Origin of the sequence: Variovorax sp. dw_954 (assembly GCF_018449755.1) — a bacterium.
GTDB lineage: Bacteria > Pseudomonadota > Gammaproteobacteria > Burkholderiales > Burkholderiaceae_C > Variovorax.
This window is the reverse complement of record NZ_JAAVVD010000015.1, coordinates 1-21,154: the sequence shown is the minus strand read 5'-3', so window position 1 is coordinate 21,154 and position 21,154 is coordinate 1. Positions and strand designations below refer to the sequence as shown.

General features: G+C 67.6%; 18 protein-coding genes and 1 pseudogene. 11 read left to right on the top strand and 8 right to left on the bottom strand.

Annotated elements, in window-relative coordinates:
- Nucleotides 1–24: 24 nt before the first annotated feature.
- The gene (locus tag HB681_RS22005; protein ID WP_213957001.1) at nucleotides 25–582 is read left to right on the top strand and encodes an NTP transferase domain-containing protein; all 558 of its coding nucleotides are present in this window, start codon (nucleotides 25–27) and stop codon (nucleotides 580–582) included.
- Here HB681_RS22005 and HB681_RS22000 read toward each other — a convergent pair.
- Together HB681_RS22000 and HB681_RS21995 are read right to left on the bottom strand one after the other, a co-directional pair.
- Nucleotides 566–1,036: a superoxide dismutase family protein gene (locus HB681_RS22000; protein WP_256735058.1), complete on the bottom strand. Its 471-nt coding sequence runs from the start codon at nucleotides 1,034–1,036 to the stop codon at nucleotides 566–568. The genes HB681_RS22005 and HB681_RS22000 overlap by 17 nt on opposite strands.
- Before the next feature lie 177 nt (nucleotides 1,037–1,213).
- Complete coding sequence (locus HB681_RS21995; protein WP_213956999.1) at nucleotides 1,214–1,858, bottom strand: gamma-glutamylcyclotransferase; 645 nt, start codon at nucleotides 1,856–1,858, stop codon at nucleotides 1,214–1,216.
- A gap of 108 nt (nucleotides 1,859–1,966) precedes the next feature.
- On the opposite strand from HB681_RS21995, the gene HB681_RS21990 reads away from it, so the two are divergent.
- The 5 genes from HB681_RS21990 (at nucleotide 1,967) to HB681_RS21970 (ending at nucleotide 13,162) form a co-directional block, all read left to right on the top strand.
- Nucleotides 1,967–2,500, top strand: coding sequence for an OmpA family protein (locus tag HB681_RS21990; RefSeq protein WP_213956998.1), 534 nt, complete (start codon nucleotides 1,967–1,969; stop codon nucleotides 2,498–2,500).
- Between the two features lie 128 nt (nucleotides 2,501–2,628).
- Entirely contained in the window at nucleotides 2,629–4,461 is a 1,833-nt protein-coding gene (gene edd, locus HB681_RS21985) for a phosphogluconate dehydratase (protein WP_213956997.1), read from the top strand.
- On the top strand, nucleotides 4,452–5,093 hold the full coding sequence (locus HB681_RS21980; RefSeq protein ID WP_213956996.1) for a bifunctional 4-hydroxy-2-oxoglutarate aldolase/2-dehydro-3-deoxy-phosphogluconate aldolase: 642 nt from the start codon (nucleotides 4,452–4,454) through the stop codon (nucleotides 5,091–5,093). The genes edd and HB681_RS21980 overlap by 10 nt, the downstream gene beginning before the upstream one ends.
- Nucleotides 5,094–5,290: 197 nt before the next feature.
- Nucleotides 5,291–6,013, top strand: coding sequence for a haloacid dehalogenase type II (locus HB681_RS21975; RefSeq protein WP_213956995.1), 723 nt, complete (start codon nucleotides 5,291–5,293; stop codon nucleotides 6,011–6,013).
- Between the two features lie 480 nt (nucleotides 6,014–6,493).
- Nucleotides 6,494–13,162, top strand: a complete 6,669-nt coding sequence (locus tag HB681_RS21970; RefSeq protein WP_213956994.1) for an autotransporter outer membrane beta-barrel domain-containing protein — start codon at nucleotides 6,494–6,496, stop codon at nucleotides 13,160–13,162.
- On the opposite strand, the gene HB681_RS21965 is transcribed toward HB681_RS21970, so the two are convergent.
- From HB681_RS21965 to HB681_RS21945, 5 genes are all read right to left on the bottom strand, one after another.
- Nucleotides 13,117–14,073: a sigma-70 family RNA polymerase sigma factor gene (locus HB681_RS21965; protein ID WP_256735049.1), complete on the bottom strand. Its 957-nt coding sequence runs from the start codon at nucleotides 14,071–14,073 to the stop codon at nucleotides 13,117–13,119. The genes HB681_RS21970 and HB681_RS21965 overlap by 46 nt on opposite strands.
- The gene (locus HB681_RS21960) at nucleotides 14,054–14,359 is read right to left on the bottom strand and encodes a hypothetical protein (RefSeq protein WP_213956993.1); all 306 of its coding nucleotides are present in this window, start codon (nucleotides 14,357–14,359) and stop codon (nucleotides 14,054–14,056) included. The genes HB681_RS21965 and HB681_RS21960 overlap by 20 nt, the downstream gene beginning before the upstream one ends.
- A 156-nt stretch (nucleotides 14,360–14,515) precedes the next feature.
- Complete coding sequence (locus tag HB681_RS21955) at nucleotides 14,516–15,043, bottom strand: DUF1697 domain-containing protein (RefSeq protein WP_213956992.1); 528 nt, start codon at nucleotides 15,041–15,043, stop codon at nucleotides 14,516–14,518.
- A 10-nt stretch (nucleotides 15,044–15,053) separates the two neighbouring features.
- On the bottom strand, nucleotides 15,054–15,464 hold the full coding sequence (gloA, locus tag HB681_RS21950) for a lactoylglutathione lyase (protein ID WP_213956991.1): 411 nt from the start codon (nucleotides 15,462–15,464) through the stop codon (nucleotides 15,054–15,056).
- A gap of 44 nt (nucleotides 15,465–15,508) precedes the next feature.
- On the bottom strand, nucleotides 15,509–16,051 hold the full coding sequence (locus HB681_RS21945; protein ID WP_213956990.1) for a PaaI family thioesterase: 543 nt from the start codon (nucleotides 16,049–16,051) through the stop codon (nucleotides 15,509–15,511).
- 51 nt (nucleotides 16,052–16,102) lie between these two features.
- Here HB681_RS21945 and HB681_RS21940 point away from each other — a divergent pair, with 51 nt between their 5' ends.
- The 4 genes from HB681_RS21940 (at nucleotide 16,103) to HB681_RS21925 (ending at nucleotide 20,130) form a co-directional block, all read left to right on the top strand.
- A complete protein-coding gene (locus HB681_RS21940) occupies nucleotides 16,103–16,567 on the top strand; it encodes a MarR family winged helix-turn-helix transcriptional regulator (RefSeq protein ID WP_213956989.1) in 465 nt (154 codons plus the stop codon).
- A gap of 39 nt (nucleotides 16,568–16,606) precedes the next feature.
- On the top strand, nucleotides 16,607–17,920 hold the full coding sequence (locus tag HB681_RS21935; RefSeq protein ID WP_213956988.1) for an MFS transporter: 1,314 nt from the start codon (nucleotides 16,607–16,609) through the stop codon (nucleotides 17,918–17,920).
- Between the two features lie 94 nt (nucleotides 17,921–18,014).
- On the top strand, nucleotides 18,015–19,391 hold the full coding sequence (locus HB681_RS21930) for an MATE family efflux transporter (protein ID WP_256735057.1): 1,377 nt from the start codon (nucleotides 18,015–18,017) through the stop codon (nucleotides 19,389–19,391).
- A 34-nt stretch (nucleotides 19,392–19,425) separates the two neighbouring features.
- Nucleotides 19,426–20,130: an SDR family oxidoreductase gene (locus HB681_RS21925; RefSeq protein ID WP_213956986.1), complete on the top strand. Its 705-nt coding sequence runs from the start codon at nucleotides 19,426–19,428 to the stop codon at nucleotides 20,128–20,130.
- A 21-nt stretch (nucleotides 20,131–20,151) separates the two neighbouring features.
- On the opposite strand, the gene HB681_RS21920 is transcribed toward HB681_RS21925, so the two are convergent.
- The gene (locus HB681_RS21920; protein ID WP_213956985.1) at nucleotides 20,152–20,472 is read right to left on the bottom strand and encodes a hypothetical protein; all 321 of its coding nucleotides are present in this window, start codon (nucleotides 20,470–20,472) and stop codon (nucleotides 20,152–20,154) included.
- 217 nt (nucleotides 20,473–20,689) lie between these two features.
- On the opposite strand from HB681_RS21920, the pseudogene HB681_RS21915 reads away from it, so the two are divergent.
- Nucleotides 20,690–21,154 (top strand): annotated as a pseudogene (locus HB681_RS21915) (helix-turn-helix domain-containing protein); the annotation flags it as partial.

The following is a 21,154-nucleotide window of genomic DNA, read 5'->3' as shown; positions in this document are numbered from 1 at the left end:
GCGCCGGACACCGATACTCCGGCCATGACCGACACACTGCCCACCGTCATCGTGCTGGCTTCGGGACGCGGCGAGCGCTTCGTCGCTTCCGGCGGCAGCGGTTCCAAGCTGCAGGCCCTGCTGGCCGGCCAGGCCGTGCTGGCGCATACGCTGGCCCATGTCCAGGCGAGTGGGCTGCCGTGGCACCTGGAAGATGCCGGCCACCCCGGCATGGGCGACTCGATCGCGGCGGCGGTGCGCAACACGCCCGACGCGGCGGGATGGCTGATCTTGCCGGGTGACCTCCCGCTGGTGCAGCCGTCCACGTTGCGGCAGGTGGCGGCGGCGCTCGGCGGCGAGGCGCAGGCGGCGCAGCCCTTCTTCCGCGGCGAGCGCGGCCATCCCGTCGGCTTTGCGCGGGTGAATCGCGAGTCGCTGATGGCGCTGCAAGGCAACCTGGGGGCGGCGCCCGTGCTCAAGGCGCTGCGTGCCGCCGGGAAGGTCGCGGACATCGAAGTCGACGACGTCGGCATCGTCACCGACATCGACACGCTCGACGCCCTGGCGCGCGCCGAGGCGCTGTTGCTCAACCCTTCGCGATGATCGCGCAGGCCGTGCGCGGGCCCGAGTTGCCGGCCGGCTGGGTCTTGAAGTCGTCCGGGTCGCGGTGAACCACCAGCGCGCGGCCCACGACGTTGTTGGCGGCGCCGTCGGTCAGCGAGATGGCATGGACTTCCACGTCGAAGCGCGCGACACCGGCGGCGTCGGCCTTCAGGCTGGGCAGTTCGCCGGCATGGCTGCCTGCCGCCTCGAACTTCCCATGCGTGCCACCGGCCGGATTGAAGTGGCCGCCGGCTGCCATCGCGTTGTCGCCGCAGTCGCCCTTTTCATGGATGTGGAAGCCATGTTCGCTGCCCGGGGGGAGGCCGCTGACTTCGCCCGTGAGGCGGACGCCATGCTCCAGCGCCGTGAAAGTTGCCTTGCCCTGGGTCGGGTTGGGCGTGATGGCGCCCGTGGGCGCGAGGTTGGCGACGGCACCGGCCTTTCCCATTCCCATGCTGCCGCAACCGACCAGCAAGGCGCTCGAAAGGGCGAGGGTGGAAAGGGCGAGGGTGGAAAGGGGGAGGGTGGTCAAGGCAGCGAATCGAAATGTCATGGCTTCTCCAGATGATTGGCCGGTCCAGTATCGGGCGGCCTCATGTCCGGGTAAAGCCGCGCAGCACAAGCCTGCGCATCACGGGGACTTGTCCGACGACGCCTGTCGCCACGACGCCGGGTCACCGTGCGATGCGACCGACAGGTCCTCGCCTGCCATCCTCACCAGCCGCGCCAATGCCGCGTCGTGGATGCCGTGGCGGCGCAGTTCCAGCAAGGTCTGTCGCGCGTAGTCGATCGACGTGCCGTAGCGGCCTGCCGCGCTGGCGAAGATCTCGCGATAGCGCGCCTCGCCCAGTTCGCCGGTGAAGTTGGGGCTGCGCCGCGACAGGGTGAAGGCCAGCGCGCGAACCTTGCCGCCGGGCGTGCTGCAATCGAGCCAGCGCGGGTCGTAGACGCCGGTCGGCATCTCGCGCAGCCATAGCCGGCCCAGCGTTTCCAGCCCCTCGGCCGCCGGGATGCGGAACACCATGCCCTGAACGCTGCCGCCGGAGAGCAGGCCGAACACCAGGCCGGGGTTCGCCGGCGTGCCACGGTTGACGCGGCTCCACATCTTGAGCGCGCGGTGCCAGCCGTGCACCTTCGCGGGCCGTCGCTCGGCATGCTCGAACTCCTGTTTCCAGATCAGCGAGCCATAGCCGAAGAGCCAGAGGTCGTGGTGGCCGCCCCATTGCTCGATCACGCGGTCCAGCATGGGCTTCGGATCGCGCAATGGCTTGGGCATGGGGTCGAGCCCGGGCGGGCCGGGGTCGGGTGCAGGTGCACCTACAATTTGAGGCTCATGGTTCACCGCACCATTATTTACTTGCCCCTTAATAACGGAGTCCGCCCGATGGCATCCCCCAGCGACGACGACAGTCAACAAAATCTCATCCTCGGCATCGCAGTGGGCGTCATTGCGCTCGTGCTGTTCCTCGTGATCGGCATTGCGCTCTATGCGAACGGCAAGGCGCACAAGGCCAAGCCCGTGGTTGCCGCGGCCACCGCGCCGGTCGTGGCCACGGTCACTGAAACGGTGGTGGTCGTTATTCCGGACGGCGCGAGCATCCGTGTGGAGAACGGCGTCGTCAACTTCTACTTCGCGACCGGCAGCACGGACCTCGCGCCCGGCGCGGCCGAAGCGCTCGCCGCCGTGATCCAGGGCATCCAGGGCGGCAAGCGGGCCGTGATCTCCGGCTACCACGACACCACCGGCGACGCCGCCATCAACGAGCAACTCGCCAAGAAGCGCGCCGAAGCGGTGCGCGACGTGCTGGTCGGCCTTGGCGTGCCGGCCGACAAGCTCGAACTGAAGAAGCCCGAAACCACCGAAGGCACCGGCAGCAACGCCCAGGCACGCCGCGTGGAAGTCAAGCTGGGGGATTGAGCCCCCAGTCGCAGTGGCAAAGCCACATCGACCCGAGATACTGTTCCGCGCGCAAAGGCGCAAGAGCGTATCGATGAAAAGCCCGGTAACACCGGGCTTTTCATATTGCTTTGGTACGATGATTGGCCATGACCACACACCCCACAGTTCTAGAGGTCACCGAGCGGATTCGCGTGCGCAGCCAGCCATTGCGCAATGCCTATCTGCAGCAGTTGGCCGAAATCCGTGACCGCGATCGGGGCTCCGATCGCATGGGATGCGCCAACGTCGCGCATGCAGTGGCCGCGATACCGGCCAACGACAAGTTCAGGGTGGTGAGCGAACGGGCGCCCAACATCGGCGTCGTGACCGCCTACAACGACATGCTCTCGGCCCACGCGCCGTACCAGGGCTACCCCGACATCATCAAGAACGAGGCGCGCAAGCTCGGCGCGACCGCGCAGGTGGCCGGCGGCGTGCCCGCCATGTGCGACGGGGTGACGCAGGGAACGCCCGGCATGGAACTGAGCCTGTTCAGCCGCGACGTGATCGCGATGAGCACGGCCGTCGCCCTCACGCACGACATGTTCGATGCGGCGCTGCTGCTCGGCGTGTGCGACAAGATCGTGCCGGGGCTGCTCATCGGGTCGCTGCACTTCGGCCATTTGCCCACGGTGTTCGTGCCGGCGGGGCCGATGCCCTCGGGCCTGTCGAACACGGCCAAGTCGAAGGTGCGCGAACAGGCTGCGCAGGGCCTGGTCGGGCGCAAGGGACTGCTCGAGGCAGAAATGGCGGCCTATCACGGCCAAGGCACCTGCACCTTCTACGGCACCGCCAACAGCAACCAGATGCTGCTGGAGGCCATGGGCCTGCATGTGCCGGGCAGTGCGTTCATCCAGCCCGGCGACTCGATGCGCGAGGCGCTGACGCGCGAGGCGGTCCGCACCGTGCTCGGACGCGCCGCGGCCCAGGCCTACGACTGCCCGCCGATCGGCGTGATGGTCGACGAGCGGGCCATCGTCAATGCGATGGCCGCGTTGCTCGCCACGGGCGGCTCGACCAACCACCTGATCCACTGGGTCGCGGTAGCCCGCGCGGCGGGCATCGTGATCGACTGGGATGACTTTTCCAGGCTCTCCGACGTGGTGCCGCTGCTGGCCCGCGTCTATCCCAACGGCACCGCCGATGTCAACGAGTTCCAGGCCGCGGGCGGCCCCGGCTTCGTGATCGGCGAGCTGGTCGAGGCCGGCCTGATGCATGCCGACGTGATGACCGTGCGCGCCGGCGGCATCCGCGAATTCGGCGGCATTCCCGAACTGGCGGATGCAGCCAATGCCACGTTGCGCTGGAATGCGGCCGCGCCACTGGCCGACGAGGCGATCACGCGACCGGTCGGCCAGCCCTTCAGCGCCACCGGCGGCCTCAAGCTGCTGAACGGCAACCTGGGCCGCAGCGTGATCAAGGTGTCGTCGGTGCCCGAGGACCGCCATGTGATCGAGGCGCCGGCGCGCGTATTCGATTCGCAGTTCGCGCTGCAGAAGGCCTTCACCGCTGGCGAACTGGACCGGGACGTCGTGTGCGTGGTGCGCTGGCAAGGTCCGCAGGCCAATGGCATGCCCGAGTTGCACAAGCTCACGCCGCCGCTGTCCGTGCTGCAGGGCAAGGGCTTCCGCGTGGCGCTGGTCACCGACGGGCGCATGAGCGGCGCGTCGGGCAAGATCCCCGCGGCCATCCACCTTTCGCCGGAAGCGGCTGCCGGTGGCCCATTGGCGAAGGTGCGTGACGGCGACCTGGTCCGCCTCGACGCGGTGGCCGGCACGCTGGCCGTTCTGCTGCCGGACGACGAATGGGCCGCGCGCGAGAACGCCGTCCAACCCGAGTCCCAACGCGATGCCGACGGCCGCGGCCTCGGTCGCGAACTGTTCGCCGGCATGCGCCGCAATGCTTTGACCGCAGAAAAAGGAGCCTGTACATGGCTGTGAAAGAGACATTGACCGCGCTCCAGGTGATGCGCGACGCACCGGTGATACCGGTCATCGTGCTGCACGACGTGGCTCATGCCGTGCCGTTGGCGCGCGCGTTGGTGGCCGGCGGCATCCGCATGCTGGAAGTGACGCTGCGCACGCCCCAGGCGCTGCAGTGCATCGAGGCCATTGCCAAGGAAGTGCCGGAGGCCGTCGCCGGCGCCGGCACCATCCGCAGCTCCGCCGATGCGCAGGCTTCCGCGCTGGCCGGCGCCAAGTTCGGTGTGAGCCCCGGCTACACGCGCGCCGTCGGCAAGGCCTGCCGCGACATCGGCCTGCCGCTCTTGCCCGGCGTTGCCACCGGCAGCGAAATCATGACGGCGCAGGAAGACGGCTTCACCGAGCTCAAGTTCTTCCCCGCCATGCAAGCCGGCGGCCTGCCGATGCTGAAGGCCTGGCAGGGCCCGTTCGGCGACGTGACCTTCTGCCCCACGGGCGGCGTGAGCCTGGGCAACGCGCCCGACTTCCTAGCCCTGTCCAACGTCGCCTGCGTCGGCGGCTCGTGGATCGTGCCGACCGACGCCATCGCCAAGGGCGACTGGGCCCGCATCGAAACGCTGGCGCGCGAGGCGAGCCAACTCAAGCGCTGAGGTCCGTCGGACGCGGACACGGACGCGGGCAGCCGAACGCAGAAGGAAGACAAAAGTACGCAGAGGTCGCAGAAGAAACTCAAGAAATGCTTCTGCATTCCTTTTGCGACTTCTGCGTTCGGCTGCCCGCATCCGGCTGTTCGGCTGCGCATCCGGCTGTTCGGCTCCCCGTTTTCCAGAGCGTCAAAATGGCGCTCATGGAGTCCACAACACAGACCCTCAAGGTCATCGCGTTCGACGTCTTCGGCACGGTCGTCGACTGGCACGGCGGCATCTCGGCCGAGGTGGCGCAGGCGCTGCCCGAGGTCGATGCCGATGCGTTTGCGCTGGCCTGGCGCGCGGGCTACCAGCCGGCGATGCGCGGCGTCATGGAACGGCTCGCGGCGGGCGAGGGCGGCTTCACGCTCGTCGATGAACTGCACCTCGCCATCCTCGAGGACGTGTTGCGCGAGTTCAAGGTCGGCCGTCTCGACAAGGCCCGGAAACGCGAGTTGAACCGCGCCTGGCATCGGCTGCCGGCCTGGCCCGATTCAGTCGAGGGACTGACGCGCCTCAAGCGCAAGTTCACGATCTGCACCTTGTCGAACGGCAACATCGGCCTGCTCACCGAGATGGCCAAGCGCGCCGGCCTGCCCTGGGATTGCGTGCTGTCGGCCGAAGTATTCAAGGCCTACAAGCCGGACCCGCGCACCTACCTGGGTGTGGCTGGGGTGTTCGACCTCAGCCCCGGCGAGGTCATGCTGGCCGCCGCGCACCATGACGACCTGGAGGCCGCGCGCAATTGCGGCCTGCAAACCGGGTACATCGAGCGTCCTCTGGAGTACGGCGCGAAGCGTCCGAAGGACGTATCGTCGCGTGAAAGCAACACTTTTCACGCCCGCGATATCAACACGTTGGCGGATTTGCTGGGCTGCGCCTAGCGCTGCCGGCGACGCTTCGAGGCGCCACGCGGCGCCTCCCCGCGGCGCTGCGCCAACACCTGGCGCCTCTGCCGTGCGCCCGACGGCAGGTCGATTTGCAGGCCTTTGGCAGCTGACGCACCGCTGCGGCCGGCCGCAGTTCGCCTGCACGCCTGCCTAAAACCGCACTGTACTTCCATAGCGTCGGTGCCTTTGGCCAATTGACAAATCAATTTGTCTTGAGGCGGGTCTTGCATTGACTAGTGCATTCATTCCGGGACGCTGGCGCACTGCCGTCGCAGCGCAAGCGCTGGAATAAGCGCGTCGACTTGAAAAAATGGGATGCCGCGGCAGCTGTGAGAATGAATAAATCACAAGTGCGTTAATTGAATTAACAATTGCGGTGATTGAAAGTTCAGAACCTTTGGTTGTGATCGTTTAGTCGTCATGATTTACTTGGAGGCTGGAATATTGAGCTATTAACGTTTTTTCAAATTGTCAATGAATAAGAATCACCGAGTCATCTGGAACGAATCACTCAACACATACGTTGCCGTCCAGGAAACGGCCAGGGGGCGCAGCAAATCCAGCACACGCAGCAAGGTTTCGCACTGGCTGCTCGGCGCGGCGGCGCTGGCGAGCGGCCCGGCGATGGCGCTCGATGTCACGATCGCCCCGGACTGGAACAGCGGCGGCAACAGCAACAAGGTGGGCCAGACCGTCTTCACGTCGACCGGCATGAACAGCCTCACCGGCCCCGCCAATTTCCAGAAAATCCCGGCCGGCTACTTCATCCCGTGGGCAGATGCGATCTCGCAAGGCTATGCCACAGCGCCGGACGTGACGGGCAAGATGCAATTGGTCGTAGGTGCCAAGAATTCCACAATTACGGTGCCAGATTCGATCACCGGCAATATGCAATCGCTGCCGGTCTATAGCGCATCGTCATTTACGCAAGGGCCCATCGGCACTGCTTTTGCAAATGCCTACTTCGTCAACGCGGTGCAGATTTTCCCGAAAGACGCGCAGGCCTATGTCGACTTGCGCCTGGCGAGCGTCCAGAACGGCACGCTCAACGTCGACCTGGGTACGAGCCGGGTCGCCCTGAATGCCGCGAAGCAGACCGCGCTGATCTATGTCGACGGCACGACCGGCAACAAGACGGAGGCCGTCTGGCGATCGGGCAACTACGTGAAGTTCGGCGACGCCTTCCAGATCACCGCTGCCCCGGCGCAGACGGCCGCGCGCGACCAGACCTTCGATGCCGTGGCCTACACCGGCACCTTCAACGTCACAGACGCCAAGGGCGCCACCACCTCGCACACGGTCACGGACCTGGCCTCGCTGACCCAGTACAACGCCTGGCTCGTGCAGGAGATCCAGGCGGGCCGCATCGACTACGCGAACTACGACGCGAGCGTGAAGCTGGCTTACGGCACGTCGCCGGTCAGCGTGCACATCATGCCGACCGGCAGTGACGCGCCACTGCCGCCCAACGATCCCCTCTACATCGATGCCGGCAAGCGCGCGCTGCTGCTGGCCGTGGGCGCCAACGCCACCGCGCGCGTCGCCAACCCGACGGGCACCACCGTGGAGATGGCGGATGGCGACGCATTGCGCGGCGAGCAGGGCGCCACGGTCATCAACGACGGTCGCATCGCCACGACCGCCGGTACTGCCCGTCCGTTCGTGGTCCTGGGGGGCTCGCAGGGCACCAACAACGGCGTGGTGACGGTGGGCTATGCGTCCACGGCGGCCGATGCATCGGCGCCGGGCGTGGTCTACATCGGCGGAAACAGTTCGGTCGACGGTGCGGGCTCGGTCCTGACCAACAAGGGCATCTTCAACGCAGGCGCGGTCAATTCCGACACCCGGGCGCTCAACGGCTTCTCGCGCGTCGACGTCACCAACCAGGGCACCTTCATCAACGAAGGTGCGATGAACATCGGCTCCAACGATTCGGAGCTGGCCAGCCCGGTGCTCGGCGTGATGGCGAGCAACGGCAGCAAGGTCGTCAACACGGCGACTGGCGTGCTGTACCTTGGCCGTGAAGCGGCCGGCTCGATCACGCCGGGAAGCCTGGCCGGCAGCATGGCCGCGGGCGGCGCTGACACCTCCGTGCGCGCGGGCGGGCAGGCGGTAGTCGTCCATGACAGCAGCCAGTTTCTCAACGACGGCTACATCGGCATCGGCAGCGGCATGCAGGATGCGACGGGCATCCTCGTCCAAGGCGTGAATTCGGCCAGCGTGGTGAACAACGGGACGATCGACGTGAAGGGGGCGCGTGACGGCTCGCCGCTGGAGAACCGCGGGATCTGGGTCCAGGGCGACAGCGGCAGCTCGACCATCGTCAATGCCGGCACCATCAACCTGCTGGGCACCAACGGCGTGGGCCTCAAGGCCACGGATGGCGGCAAGGCAACGAGCACCGGCACCATCAACCTCGGCACGTCGAGCGACAAGGACCTGCCCAACTATGGTGTGTGGGCCGAAGGCGCCGGCAGCGCGGTGACGCTGGGCGGCGTGGTGAACCTGAGCGGGGACAACGCGATCGGCGTGCATGCGCGCGCGGGCGGCAAGATCGACGTCAGCGGCGGCAACGTCAAGTTCAACGACGGCGAGCGCCAGGTCGGCTTCTTCGCCCATGGCGTGGGCTCGGTGGTGAACATCAACAACGCCCCGGCAGGCGGCGCGCTGGACGTGGCCACGAAGAACTCGACGCTGTTCCGCATCGAGGACGGCGCCACCATCAACAACGCAACGTCCGCACCACTGGTGGCTTCGGGCGAAGGCTCCACTGCGATCCTGGTCACCGGCGTCGGCTCTTCGGCGAACCTCGACAACATGGACCTGACTGTCGCAGGCAAGGGCGCCACGGCGCTCAAGGTGGAAGGCGGCGCCACGGGCACGATGACCGGCGCGGCCAAGGTCATCTCGTTCCGCGACGACACCATCGCCGTCTCGGTGGACGACAACAAGCATGACCTGGGCGGCAATATCGTCGGGCGAGGCGATTCCAGGTTCACCAATACCGCCGACATCACGGTGGACGACAGCGCCAGGAATGTCACCGTCTTCCAGGTGAAGAACGGCGCCGAGTTGAGCAACGCCGGCGACATCGACCTCGCGCACGGCACCGGCATCGAGATCACCGGCGTGGGCTCGCGCGTGACGCCGGTCGACGGCAAGGCCGGCACGATCACCGTGCACGACGGCAACGCCGGCATCTGGGTGCATGGGGGTGGCACGCTGACGACCTCGGACACCATCACGGTGGACAAGGGCGCCTCCGGCGTGCTGATCGGCACGGACGCGGGGCGCGTCGTGCTGACCAGTGACGCTTCGATCATCGGCCTGGGTGGCGGCTTCGGCAATCTCGTGACCAACCAGGGCCAGGCGGGCAACACCCTGCTGGACGGCACCTTCCTTGAAATGAGGGGCAGCGGCGCCGCCTTGCTGACCGAGAACAACCTCGACGCGGCCTCGCACGGCACGATCCTGGTGAGCAGCAACACGGCCGGCAAGGGGCTGGCCCTGACCAACGCCAACGGCACCCCCACCACCGGCGACCTGGTGGTCGGCGATGCATTCGACATCAGCGTGACCGGCAACGGCTCGGGCGTCTATGCCAACACGACCGGGGACCTCACCGTGACGAGCAAGTCGGTCCAGGTCAGCGGCACGGGCCAGGCGATCCTGGTCAAGTCGGCCGATACCGTCACGATCGACCAGGGGGCCAACATCACGGGCACGAATGCAGGCGCCGTGCTGGTGCAGGGCGCGCCCGGGACGCTCGTCAACCACGGCACCTTGTTGGGGGTGGCCGGCTCCAACGCCGTCGTGCTGGACGACGCGGGCCACGCCTTCGAGAACAGCGCGGGCGGCGTTGTCATGGGCAACGTCCTGCTCGGCAACGGAACGAACACGGCGCTGCTGGACAACAGCATGATCACCGGCAACCTCGTCGGCGGCACCGGCCAGGACACAGTAACCGTGCGGGGCAACAAGGCCATCGTCACGGGCCGCCTGGACGGCGGCGTGGGGGGCGCGACCGACACCCTGATCCTGGACAACACGCAGACGGCCTACGACAGCGCGACATCCGGCATCCGCAATTTCGAAAACGTCGCCCTCGTCAATGGCTCGGTCGTCACGCTGAAGACGGCGCTCAAGCTCGACGACAACCAGGCCGACACCGGCATCCTCTCCATCGACAAGAGCAGCTCGCTCGTCACCGCGACCGGCGGCGCGTTCGCGCTGAACAACAAGCTGGCCGGCACCGGCACGGTCGTGACGGACACCGCGGGCCAGACCTTCGATTTCACGCGCAACGTCGGCGGCGCGTTCGCGGGGACGGTCAAGCTCGGCGACAGCAGCTTCGCGCTGGGCGGCGCCAATACCGCGGCCCTGCAGAACGCCACGCTGGAACTCGGCCAGCAGAGCATCACGACGGTGGGCGACGGCGAGCAGAAGATCGGCGGCCTGAGGTTCAACGGCGGCGCCGCCTTGTTCAACGGCACGGCGCCCAACTACAGGGTCGCCGTCAGCTCGATCACCGTCGGCGCGCTGGACGCGAGCGGCACGGGCACGGTCCAGGTCAATGTGCCGGCGCCCTACAACGCCGTCACGCCGACGGTCGACACCCGGGCCTCGCTGCTGGAGCAGGATGACGCGAACATCGGCCTCAAGCTCGTCAACGCCGCCGCCACGGTGGGCACCGGCGGCAACCTCGTGCTGCGCGACCAGGGCGGGCAACTGATCTCCGACAAGCGCACGCTCGACATCACCCAGGGCGGGCAGGTCGTCGCGAAGGGCGACTACAACTATCGCCTGGCCGTCCGGCAAGACGACGGCCTCTACGTCAACTACGGCTTGACGAAGCTCGACCTGCAGCAGGGCCAGACGCTGACGCTGCAGCAGCGCAGCGGCGCGACGGGCGAAGCGGGCGACCAATCGGCCCGGATCACCGGCAGCGGCAACCTAGCGATCGATGCCGGCACGGGGCTGGTGTCCTTGTCGAACACGGCCAACGACTACACCGGCCAGACCACGGTCGCCGGTGGCACGCTCCAGCTCGCGGCCGACAACGCATTGGGGAACACGCGTTCGCTCAACCTGCAGAATTCGACGCAGGCCCAACTCGCCGGGCACCTGCAGACCATCGGCCAGTTGCAGGCGGATGCCGGCTCGATGCTGGACCTGGGCGGCGGCACGCTCAACCTCGTCAATGGGGGCAGGGCCGACGGCGGACTGACCGGCGCGGGCCAGCTCAACATCGTCGGCGGCACGCTGGCCGTTTCGAGTTCGAACGCTTCCATGACGGCGGCCACGTCGATCGCCCAGGGCGCCGCGGCTTCCATCCGGCAGGTGGATGGCCTGGGCAGCGGCGCGATCGCCGACGCCGGCACCTTGACCTTCGATGGCGCGCAAGGCGCCTTCGTCAACCCCGTCAGCGGCGCCGGCAATGTGGTCAAGAACGGCCCCGGCGCCGTGACCGTGAAAGACAACGTGCAGCACACCGGGCGCACCGACATCAACGGCGGCGCGCTCATCGCGGGCGGCAGCTTCGGCGGCGCTGGCGCGGGTGAAGTCACGGTGGCTCAGTCCGGCGTGCTGTCGGGCACCGGCACGGTGAACGGCCATGTGACCAACTACGGCACCGTGGCGGCCTTGAATGCGCTGGGCGCGACGCCGAATCCGCGCAACAGCGTGTTCACGCTGGCCAATGGCCTCGGCAACAACGGCATCGTGAACCTGGCCGGCCCCATCGGCAGCACGCCGGGCAACAACCTGGTGGTGACGGGCGGCTACGTCGGCAACAACGCCAGCCTGGTGATTCGCACCGTGCTGGGCGGCGACGCGTCGGCCACCGACAAGCTGGTGATCGACGGCGGCAGCGCCACGGGCTCGACCGGCCTGGTGGTGAAGTCCGCGGGCACTGCCGGCACGCAGACGCGGCAAGGCATTCGCGTGGTGGAGACGCGCAATGGCGCCACCACCACGGCCCGCGCCTTCGCGCTGGACACCCGCTCCGATGGCTACCGTGTGGGCAGCAATGCGATCGCTTCCGGCGCATTCAACTATCGGCTCGTGCGCGGGGGAGACGGCGGGCAGGTGCAGGATTGGTACTTGGTGAACACCTCGAGCCTGGTGGCCTTCAGGCCGCCGGTCGACGGCGGTGGCGGCGGCGGATCAGCGGCGTTCCCTGTGTACCGGCCGGAGGTGGGCGGTTATCTCGCCAATCGCCAGGCCGCGTTGCAGATGTCGGTGCACACCCTGCACGAGCGGCAGGGCCAGGCGCCGGGACAGGAAGGCAAGGACCTCAAGGCGTCGAGCGACGGCAACGGTTGGGTGCGCGTGGTGGACACTTATGCCAGCCGCGACGGTGCGAGCCCGCAGTCGACGATCGGCGGCCGTACCTACATCCTGCACGGCGGCGCTGACCTGGCCCGCTTTAACGTCGGCAGCGAAGGCAGTGTGCGGATCGGCGCGATGGGCATGTACGGCAGGACGCAAAGCCGCTCGGTCAACGCCGACGGCAGCTCGGCCGCCGGCACGGTCGACGGCTACAACCTGGGCATGTACGCCACCTGGTACGGCAACCGCGACATCCTCTCCGGCCCGTATGTGGACGCATGGATCCTGGGCGGCGCCTACAAGAACAAGGTGCAGGGCCTGGGGCTGCAGCAGGAGTCGTACCGCTCGCGCGGCATCACGGCTTCGCTGGAAGCCGGCTACTCGTTCAAGGTGTTCGACAACGGACGGAGCCAGATGTATGTCGAGCCGCAGGCGCAACTGATCCTGCAGGACCTGCGCGCCGACAACCACGTCGAGTCCACGAGCACGGTGGTGTCGCGCCTGAATGTGAGCGGCCCCACCACGCGCGTCGGTTTGCGCGTCCATGGCAACACGGACGACGATGCGGGCAACAAGCTGATGCGACCCTTCGCCGAGGTGAACTGGTGGCGCGGCACCGCCGCCGACAAGTCGATGATGTTCGACGGCGATCGTGTCGTCGATCGCATGCCCAGGAACCGCTTCGAGGCCAGGATCGGCCTGCAAGGCAACGTGACGAAGCGCGTCAGCGTCTGGGGCAGCGTGGGCGGGGAGTTCGGTGCGCGCAACTACATGGCGGGCAAGGGGCAGGCCGGCGTGAAGTACAGCTGGTAGGCCGCGTCCCGGGCGATGTAGGGCACGTAGCGGAAATCGCGGATCGAGGCCACCCGGCCGCCGGCCCAATCGATTTCGATGAAGTAGGCCGGCGCTTCGGATTGCGCCTGCGTGCGGACCGCCAGCGCCTCGCGGCCCTCCAGCCAGGCGGGCAACAGTTGCCAGCCCGCGGTTCGGTCGTAGTTGCTGAAGTACTGGCCGACTTCGCGACGGCCCGCGGCCTTGCGCCGGGACACGAGGTCGAGCCGCACGTCGTCCGCGAGCAGGGCCCGCACGCCGTCCCAGTCGTGGGCGTTGAACAACGAGGCGTAGCGCAGCAGGGCCGGCGAGATCGGCGATGCGTTCGGGGCACGGGATGGCGCCCTGGCCGCTTGCCGCAGCACGGCGCGCCCACGATGCAGCGCGGACTTGACGGCCGGCACGCTCAGGTTCAGTTCGAGTGCGATGTCCTCGGCGGAATGGTCGAGCACGTCTTTCAGGATCACGCAGGCGCGCTGGGCTGGCGCCAGCGCCAGGAAGCACGCGATGGCAGCCCGGGTGGCCTGGCTTCGCGCCAGCATGTTGTCGGGCTCGCCCGCCGCATCGTCGGCGACATCGCTCGCGGCTTCGATCGGCTCGTGGCGCCGGTATTTCTCATGGCGCAGGTGGTCGATGGTCTTGTTGTGTGCAATGCGAAAAAGCCAGGGGCGCAGCGGCGGCAAGGCCCGGGACTGCGACAGTTCGAAGAGGGCGGCGGCCAGCGTGTCCTGCACGACGTCTTCCCCGTCGGTGACGGAGCCGGTCATGCGGGTGCAGTAGCGGTGCAGGTCGGGCCGGATGTGCGCGACCAGCGCAAGGAATTGCCGGCGCCCCTGCTCCAGCATGCCGATGATGTCGCCGGGCTCGGCCTGGTCATTCGCCGATGAATCCATAGGATCCGATCTCCGTCAGTTGCACGCGGTGCGGCAGGACCTCGCAGCGCTCCTTGACGCCCGCCGAGAACGCCTTGAATGCCGGCAGCGAGGTCAGCGTGTTACTGCCGTCGGCCTCGTCGTGCGAGACGACGTGAATGAAGCTTACGCCGTCTTCCAGCTTGAACGTCGCGTAGCGTAGTCCCCGCGGCCGTGCCTGCTCCAGCGCCTCGTACACGGCTTTGGATAGGCGTTCGTTCTCGGCAACGCAATCGGGCTTGAGTTTGTAGCTCACCATGTGTTTCATGACGGTCCTTCGGTTGATGTTGGAGAGGCCCCAGGACCGGGCGATGCCCGGCCCGCCCCCCGCGGGGGATTGAGTCGAGATGGCGAAGCCGCATCGACTCAAGAGGCAATCAACAGGACGTTTGGGCGCCGCGAAAGGATGCGGTGTGGCGCGAAATCAATCGGCGATGAGTTTTTCGACCGTGTGCAGGTTGCGCGTAGTGATGCTGGCCTTGTAGGTCTGCCTGGCCAGGAGCCTGGCGACCGGCGTGTCGGTGCTGCTGCCGCGCGGGCATTGCCAATACAGCACGCCCTGGCCGGCCTGCAGGCGTTCGATGGCGGGATCTGCTTTTCCGGCCTGGTGGACCAATGCGTCGAGCACCTTGGCGTCGGAGCTGAAGACGACGTACGGATGGCGCTCGTCGTCGATGCGTTCGAAGGGCCACGCCGCCGCCGCCTTCGCAAGTTGCGCTTGCGTTTCGAGCACGATCCAGGCATCGTAGCCGAAGCGCTCGCGCAGCGCGGCCTCGATGCGCTTCTTGAGCGTTGCGGCGCTGCCGGTGGCGTCGAACAGTACGTTGCCGCTGGCCAGCACCGTGCGCACGTTCGCGAAGCCGAGGTCGACGAACAGCTTCTTCAGGTCGACGCTGCGGATGGTGATGCCATTCACGTTCACTCCGCGCAGCAACGCGACGTGACGCGTCATGGCGCCAGGGTCAGCGCAGCCCGCCGCCGGCGGCTTGTTCTGCGCGCTGTATCAGCTCGATCTTGTAGCCGTCAGGGTCGGTCACGAAGGCGATGACCGTGGTGCCGCCCTTGACCGGACCCGCCTCGCGCGTGACGTTGCCGCCGTTGGCCTTGATCTTTTCGCAGGCCGCGTAGGCATCGGGCACGCCGAGCGCGATGTGGCCGTAGGCGGTGCCGAGCTCGTAGCTCTCGGTGCCCCAGTTGTACGTCAGCTCGATCTCGGCCTGCGCCGGATTGCCTTCGTAGCCGACGAAGGCGAGGCTGTATTTGTACTCGGGGTTTTCGGAAGTGCGTAGCACTTGCATGCCGAGCACCTGCGTGTAGAAGTCAATCGAGCGCTGGAGGTTGCCAACGCGCAGCATCGTGTGGAGGAGTCTCATCGAGGGATTATTGCTTCCCACGAGCCTGCGTGGGGAGGTCTCTCTCAGCGCTTGGGCATCTCGAACACGAGGCAGGTGGTCGTGGCATGCGCGTAGAGCGTGCCGTCGGGCCCGAACAGGCGGGCCTCCGCCGTGGCGAGTTGCTTGCCGCAGTGGATGACCTTGCCCTCGGCGCGGACGCGCTCGATCTTCGGCGTGAGGCCCTTGACGTAGTTCACGCCGAGTTCGGCCGTGGTGTAGCCGCGGCCGGGCGGCATCATCGTGTGGACCGAGCAGCCCAGCGCCGAATCGAGCATCGTCGCGACCCAGCCGCCGTGGATGGTGCCGAGCGGGTTCAGGTGCTGGGGCAGCGGCGTGCCCTGGAAGATGGCGACGCCGGGGCGGGCTTCGATGATCGTGAACTCCAGCGTCTTGGCGATCTGGGCATAGGGAATCTCTCCAGCCAGCATCATCTGCATGACTTCGAGGCCGGTCTTGCCTTCCAGCTGGTCGGGGCGCGCCAGGCCCGGGCCGGGGCCGGCATCGAGGCGGGCGATGACTTCGCGCTCTTCGGCGAGCCACTGTTCGAGAAGGTTGTTTTGCGACATGGTCTTTCCTTTACGGTTGCATATGCAATGATTGTAGCTACAATCAAAGCCATGACGCAAATTTCCAAACCCCAAGGGTGTACGAATTTCAAGCTCCGGCAGCTGGGCCGCGTGGTCTCGCGCCACTATGACGCGCACGTCGCGGCGAGCGGCCTGAAGACCTCGCAGTACTCGCTGCTGTCGCATGTCATCAACCTGGGGCCGTTGCGCCCGGTCGACCTGGCCCGTGCCATGAGCGTCGACGCTTCCACGCTCACGCGCAACCTCAAGCCGCTGGTGGCCGCGGGCTGGCTGGTGCAGGGCGAGGGCGCCGACGCGCGCAGCCGCCTCATTGCCGTGACGGAGGCGGGCATTGCCAAGCGCAAGGAAGCGCAGGTGCATTGGCGCGAGGCGCAACTCGGCCTCAACAAGATCCTTGGCGTGGAGCGCGTGAGCGCGCTGCACCAGCTCATCGACGAGTCGCTAGCGCTGCTGGGTTCGGACGAGCCCGCCGCGCAGGCCGAACACGTCGCCTGAGTTCCAGCACCCTTTCATTCCAGTTCAAGCAGGGCCCCCATGTTTGCCTCACAACTCTCCGCCTGGCTGCAACGCCGTGGCATCCACTACGGCTGGATCGTCGCCGCCGTCACCTTCCTGACCATGCTGACGATGTCGGCCGCGCTGGGCCTGCCGGGCGCGATGCTGAAGCCGCTCACCGCGGAATTCGGCTGGAGCACGGAACAGATCTCGTCTGCGTTGGCGCTGCGCTTCGCGCTGTTCGGCCTGATGGGGCCATTTGCGGCGGTGCTGATGGAACGCTTCGGCCTGCGTGCCGTGATGTGCGCCGGCCTCACGCTGGTGGGCACCGGCATGGCGCTCGTGACCGTCGCCAGCCAGTTGTGGCAACTCTTCGTGCTGTGGAGCCTGCTGCTCGGCCTTGGCACCGGGTTGACGGCGCTGGTGCTGGGTGCCGTGGTCGCCAACCGCTGGTTCGTGGCGCGGCGCGGGCTGGTCGTCGGCATGCTCACCGCCAGCGCGGCGACGGGGCAGCTCGCGTTCCTGCCCTTCGCGGCCTGGATGATCGAGCACTGGGGCTGGCGTTCCGCCGTGGCACCGCTGTTCGTGGGCTGCGTGACCATCGCGGTGCTGGCCCTGTGCCTGGTGCGCAATCGTCCGTCCGACGTGGGGCTGCTGCCGTATGGCGAAGCGCCCGGCACGCAACCGGCGGGGCCCGCGGCCGCGCCGATGGTCATGAACTTCGGCACGCCGTTCAAGGTGCTGGGCGAAGTCATCGGCAACAAGACCTTCCTGATCCTGGCCGGCACCTTCTTCATCTGCGGCCTCAGCACCAACGGGCTGGTGCAGACGCACTTCATCTCGCTGTGCGGCGACAACGGCCTGAGCGCGGTGCCGGCGGCATCGGTGCTCGCGATGATGGGCGCCTTCGACTTCGTCGGCACGATCCTGTCGGGCTGGCTGTCGGACCGCTATGACAACCGCAAGCTGCTCTTCTGGTACTACGGCCTGCGGGGGCTCTCGCTGTTCTGGCTGCCGCATTCGGAGTTCACGATCTACGGCCTGGGCCTGTTCGCGATGTTCTACGGGCTCGACTGGATCGCGACCGTGCCGCCGACGGTGAAGCTGGCCGGCGCCACCTTCGGGCCGCAGAAGGTCGGGCTGGTGTTCGGCTGGGTCTTCGCCGCGCATCAGCTCGGCGCGGCCACTGCCGCCTATGGCGCGGGCTTCGCGCGCACGTTGCTGCTGACCTACACCCCGGCCTTGTATACGGCCGGTGCGGCCTGCCTGCTGGCCTCGGTGCTGGTGATGATGATCCGTCGCCCGGCGAAACAGGCGGCCAAGCCCGTCGCTTCGGCCACGGCTCGCGCCTGAAACAGGGAACCCCATGTCCAACACTGCGAATCCCGCCAACGGCGCCAATCCCGCGCCGGCGCGCGCCGCCGGCAACCTCGACCCGCGCACGCGGATGCTGCTGGAGGCGCCGATCGTGCCCACGCTGCTGAAGTTGGCCGCGCCCAATATCCTGGTGATGGTCGCGCAGGCCGCGACCGGCCTCATCGAGACCTACTTCGTCGGCAAGCTGGGGCTCGATGCGCTGGCGGGCATGGCGCTGGTGTTCCCCATCGTCATGCTGATGCAGATGACTTCGGCGGGCGCGATGGGTGGTGGCATTGCGTCGGCGATCGCGCGTGCGCTCGGCGGCGGTCGTCGCGCCGATGCGGATGGGCTGGTGCTGCATGCCATGGTCATCGCGCTGGGATTTGGCGTGGTGTTCTCGCTGGCCTTGCTGCTGGGCGGGCGCTGGCTCTACACGCTGATGGGCGGTTCGGGAGAGGCGCTGGAGGCTGCGCTGACGTATTCGAACTGGGTGTTCGTGGGCGCGATCCTGGTGTGGCTGTTCAACTCGTTGGCCGCGGTGATCCGGGGGACGGGCAACATGACGGTGCCGGCCAACGTGATGGTGGCGGGCGTCGTGTTCCTGGTGCCTGCGTCGCCGCTGCTGATCTTCGGCTGGGGCCCGATCCCGGGCATGGGCATCGCGGGCGGTGCGGTGGCGTTGCTGCTGTACTACCTGCTCGGCACGATCGCGCTGGTGGTGTATCTGCGCTCGAACCGCAGCCTGCTCAAGCTGAAGCTCACCGGCATCCGGCTGCGCTGGGCGCTGTTTCGGGACATCCTGCGCGTCGGGCTGCTCGGGTCGGTTTCGACGTTCTCCACCAACCTGGCCATCGGCGTCGCCACGGCGCTCGCCGGGCACTTCGGCGCCAGCGCCATCGCCGGGTACGGCACGGCATCGCGCCTCGAATACCTGCTGGTGCCGCTGGTCTTCGGCCTGGGTGCACCGCTGCTGGCGATGGTGGGCACCTGCATGGGCGCGGGGCAGCGCGAGCGTGCGATGCGTGCCGCATGGGCCGGCGCGGCCCTGGCGTTCGCGTTGACCGAGACCATCGGCCTCGCGGCGGCACTGTTTCCACGCCCCTGGTTGCAACTGTTCGGCAGCGATCCGGGCATGCTCGAGACCGGTACGCAGTACCTGCAGGCGGCCGGGCCGATGTATGGCTTCTTCGGCGTCGGGCTGGTCCTGTATTTCGCCTCGCAAGGGGCGGGGCGCTTGCTGTGGCCGGTGATGGGCAACCTGGTGCGCCTGGCGGTTGCCGCCATCGGTGGCTGGCTGGCGCTGCGCTGGGGCGGCAACCTGGGGCAGGTGTTTTCCATGCAGGGCGTGGCGATGGTGGCTTACGGGGCCGTCATCGCGGCGGCCATCGCGGGCGGCGCGTGGTTCGGTCGCGTCGGCTGGCCGCGCACCACCGCCGGCATGCTTCGGCGTGTTCAGCGGGCCTGAATTTTCTTCTTCCTATGACAACCGAAAGACGTAGATGAAACTCAAGGATTCCGTTGTGTTCGTGACCGGCGCCAATCGTGGCCTGGGGCTTGCATTTGCGAAGGCCGCGCTGGCTGCCGGCGCTCGCAAGGTCTATGGCGCAGCGCGCGACCCTGCGAGCATCACGCTGGCCGGTGTGACGCCGGTGGCGCTCGATGTGACCAACGCTGCGCAGATCGAGGCTGCGGCGAAGGCATGCGGCGACGTGACGCTGCTGATCAACAACGCGGGCATCTCCAGGGGTGGTGCGCTGCTCGGTGCGGCAGATGCCTTCGACGCGGCGCGCGCGGAGTTCGAGACCAACTTCTTCGGATCCTGGGCCATGGCGCGTGCATTCGCGCCGGTGCTCAAGGCCAATGGCGGCGGGGCGATCCTCAACGTGCTGTCCGTGCTGGCCTGGCTGAGCCTGCCGGGTGCGGCCACCTACAGTGCGTCGAAATCGGCCGCGTGGTCGTTGAGCAATGGGTTGCGCGATGGGCTGCGCGGGCAGGGAACGCAGGTGACGAGCCTGCATGTCGCGTTCATGGAGACCGACATGACGGCGGGCATCGCGGGGCCGAAGGCTTCGCCTGATGACGTGGCCCGCCAGGCGCTCGAAGGCGTGGAGGCGGACCAGGTCGAAGTGCTTGCCGATGCGTTGACCCGTCAGGTCAAGCAGAGCCTTTCTACCGAGGCTCCGGCCTACGCTACGGCGCGCTGAGGAAGCACGCGCCCTCAGGCCTTAGCGGCGATACGGATTGTCGGGCGCGCGGTCGTATCGGTTGGGCACGCCGTCGCCGTCACGGTCGTGGCGGTAGTAGCCGTGGCGCTCGTCCCAGCGGTGGGCGCGATCATGGTCGTAGAAGCGGCGTTGCGGCGGCGGAGGCGGGCCGTAGTAGACCGGCGCCGGGCGCACGTACACGGGCGGCGGGGGCGCCACGATCACCGGGGGCGCGCCGAGGTAGACCTGCGCGTCGATGCGCGGCTGTGCTTGCGCAATGGTCCCCACGGCGCCGAGCGAAAGGAGGGCCGCTGCGGCAACTGCGAAACTAAGTTTTTTCATGACAACTCCAGAAGAGCGATAAGTGCCTTCATGGTGGCATCCCCATGTCAACGGCGTGTAAGCGAGGAGCGAAGTGTCATGAAGTTGTGCAAGCCGTCAGGGCGCCATCAGCGTCGCGCGTGGCAATCCACTGCGACGCGGAGGGCGCGCTGACCTACAGCGCCTGCACCTGGCCAGAACCCGCGCGGCATTTCGCGAGTCAAGTTAGCCTGTCGCCATGGACTCCCTGATCGCCGCCTCCGCACGCGCCCTTGCCGCGGGCGATGCGCTCGGCGCGCTCAAGCGCGTGGCCCTGCGCGACGACCCGCCGGCGCTGGCGCTGCGCGGCATCGCCATGGCGCAGCTCGGCGAACTCGTGCGCGCCCGCGAACTGTTGCGCCGCGCCGCCCGGGGATTCGGCACCCATGAAGAACACTCGCGTGCGCGTTGCGTGGTCGCGGAGGCCGAGGTGGCGCTGGCCATGCGCGACCTTGGTGGCTCGCCGCGCGCGCTGGCCTCGGCTGCGAGCACGCTGGAGGCGCGCGCGGACCATGCCAACGCGCTGCAGGCGCGGCTGATCGCGGCGCGCCGGTTGTTGCTGATCGGGCGTCTTGGCGAGGCCGAGAAGGCCCTTGCGCAACTCGACGTGCGCGGACTGTCGCCATCGCTGGCGGCGGTGGCGGAACTGGCCGCCGCGGAGCTG

Bases quoted from the DNA above. Each gene is read 5' to 3' on its own strand.
- HB681_RS21990 (WP_213956998.1), top strand. From the start codon at position 1,967: ATGGCATCCCCCAGCGACGACGACAGTCAACAAAATCTCATCCTCGGC.
- HB681_RS21970 (WP_213956994.1), top strand. From the start codon at position 6,494: ATGAATAAGAATCACCGAGTCATCTGGAACGAATCACTCAACACATAC.
- HB681_RS21995 (WP_213956999.1), bottom strand. From the start codon at position 1,858: ATGCCCAAGCCATTGCGCGATCCGAAGCCCATGCTGGACCGCGTGATC.
- HB681_RS21960 (WP_213956993.1), bottom strand. From the start codon at position 14,359: ATGAAACACATGGTGAGCTACAAACTCAAGCCCGATTGCGTTGCCGAG.
- HB681_RS21965 (WP_256735049.1), bottom strand. From the start codon at position 14,073: ATGGATTCATCGGCGAATGACCAGGCCGAGCCCGGCGACATCATCGGC.
- edd (WP_213956997.1), top strand. From the start codon at position 2,629: ATGACCACACACCCCACAGTTCTAGAGGTCACCGAGCGGATTCGCGTG.
- HB681_RS22005 (WP_213957001.1), top strand. From the start codon at position 25: ATGACCGACACACTGCCCACCGTCATCGTGCTGGCTTCGGGACGCGGC.
- HB681_RS21920 (WP_213956985.1), bottom strand. From the start codon at position 20,472: ATGAAAAAACTTAGTTTCGCAGTTGCCGCAGCGGCCCTCCTTTCGCTC.
- HB681_RS22000 (WP_256735058.1), bottom strand. From the start codon at position 1,036: ATGGGAATGGGAAAGGCCGGTGCCGTCGCCAACCTCGCGCCCACGGGC.
- HB681_RS21925 (WP_213956986.1), top strand. From the start codon at position 19,426: ATGAAACTCAAGGATTCCGTTGTGTTCGTGACCGGCGCCAATCGTGGC.
- HB681_RS21940 (WP_213956989.1), top strand. From the start codon at position 16,103: ATGACGCAAATTTCCAAACCCCAAGGGTGTACGAATTTCAAGCTCCGG.
- HB681_RS21930 (WP_256735057.1), top strand. From the start codon at position 18,015: ATGCTGCTGGAGGCGCCGATCGTGCCCACGCTGCTGAAGTTGGCCGCG.
- HB681_RS21955 (WP_213956992.1), bottom strand. From the start codon at position 15,043: ATGACGCGTCACGTCGCGTTGCTGCGCGGAGTGAACGTGAATGGCATC.
- HB681_RS21945 (WP_213956990.1), bottom strand. From the start codon at position 16,051: ATGTCGCAAAACAACCTTCTCGAACAGTGGCTCGCCGAAGAGCGCGAA.
- HB681_RS21975 (WP_213956995.1), top strand. From the start codon at position 5,291: ATGGAGTCCACAACACAGACCCTCAAGGTCATCGCGTTCGACGTCTTC.
- gloA (WP_213956991.1), bottom strand. From the start codon at position 15,464: ATGAGACTCCTCCACACGATGCTGCGCGTTGGCAACCTCCAGCGCTCG.
- HB681_RS21980 (WP_213956996.1), top strand. From the start codon at position 4,452: ATGGCTGTGAAAGAGACATTGACCGCGCTCCAGGTGATGCGCGACGCA.
- HB681_RS21935 (WP_213956988.1), top strand. From the start codon at position 16,607: ATGTTTGCCTCACAACTCTCCGCCTGGCTGCAACGCCGTGGCATCCAC.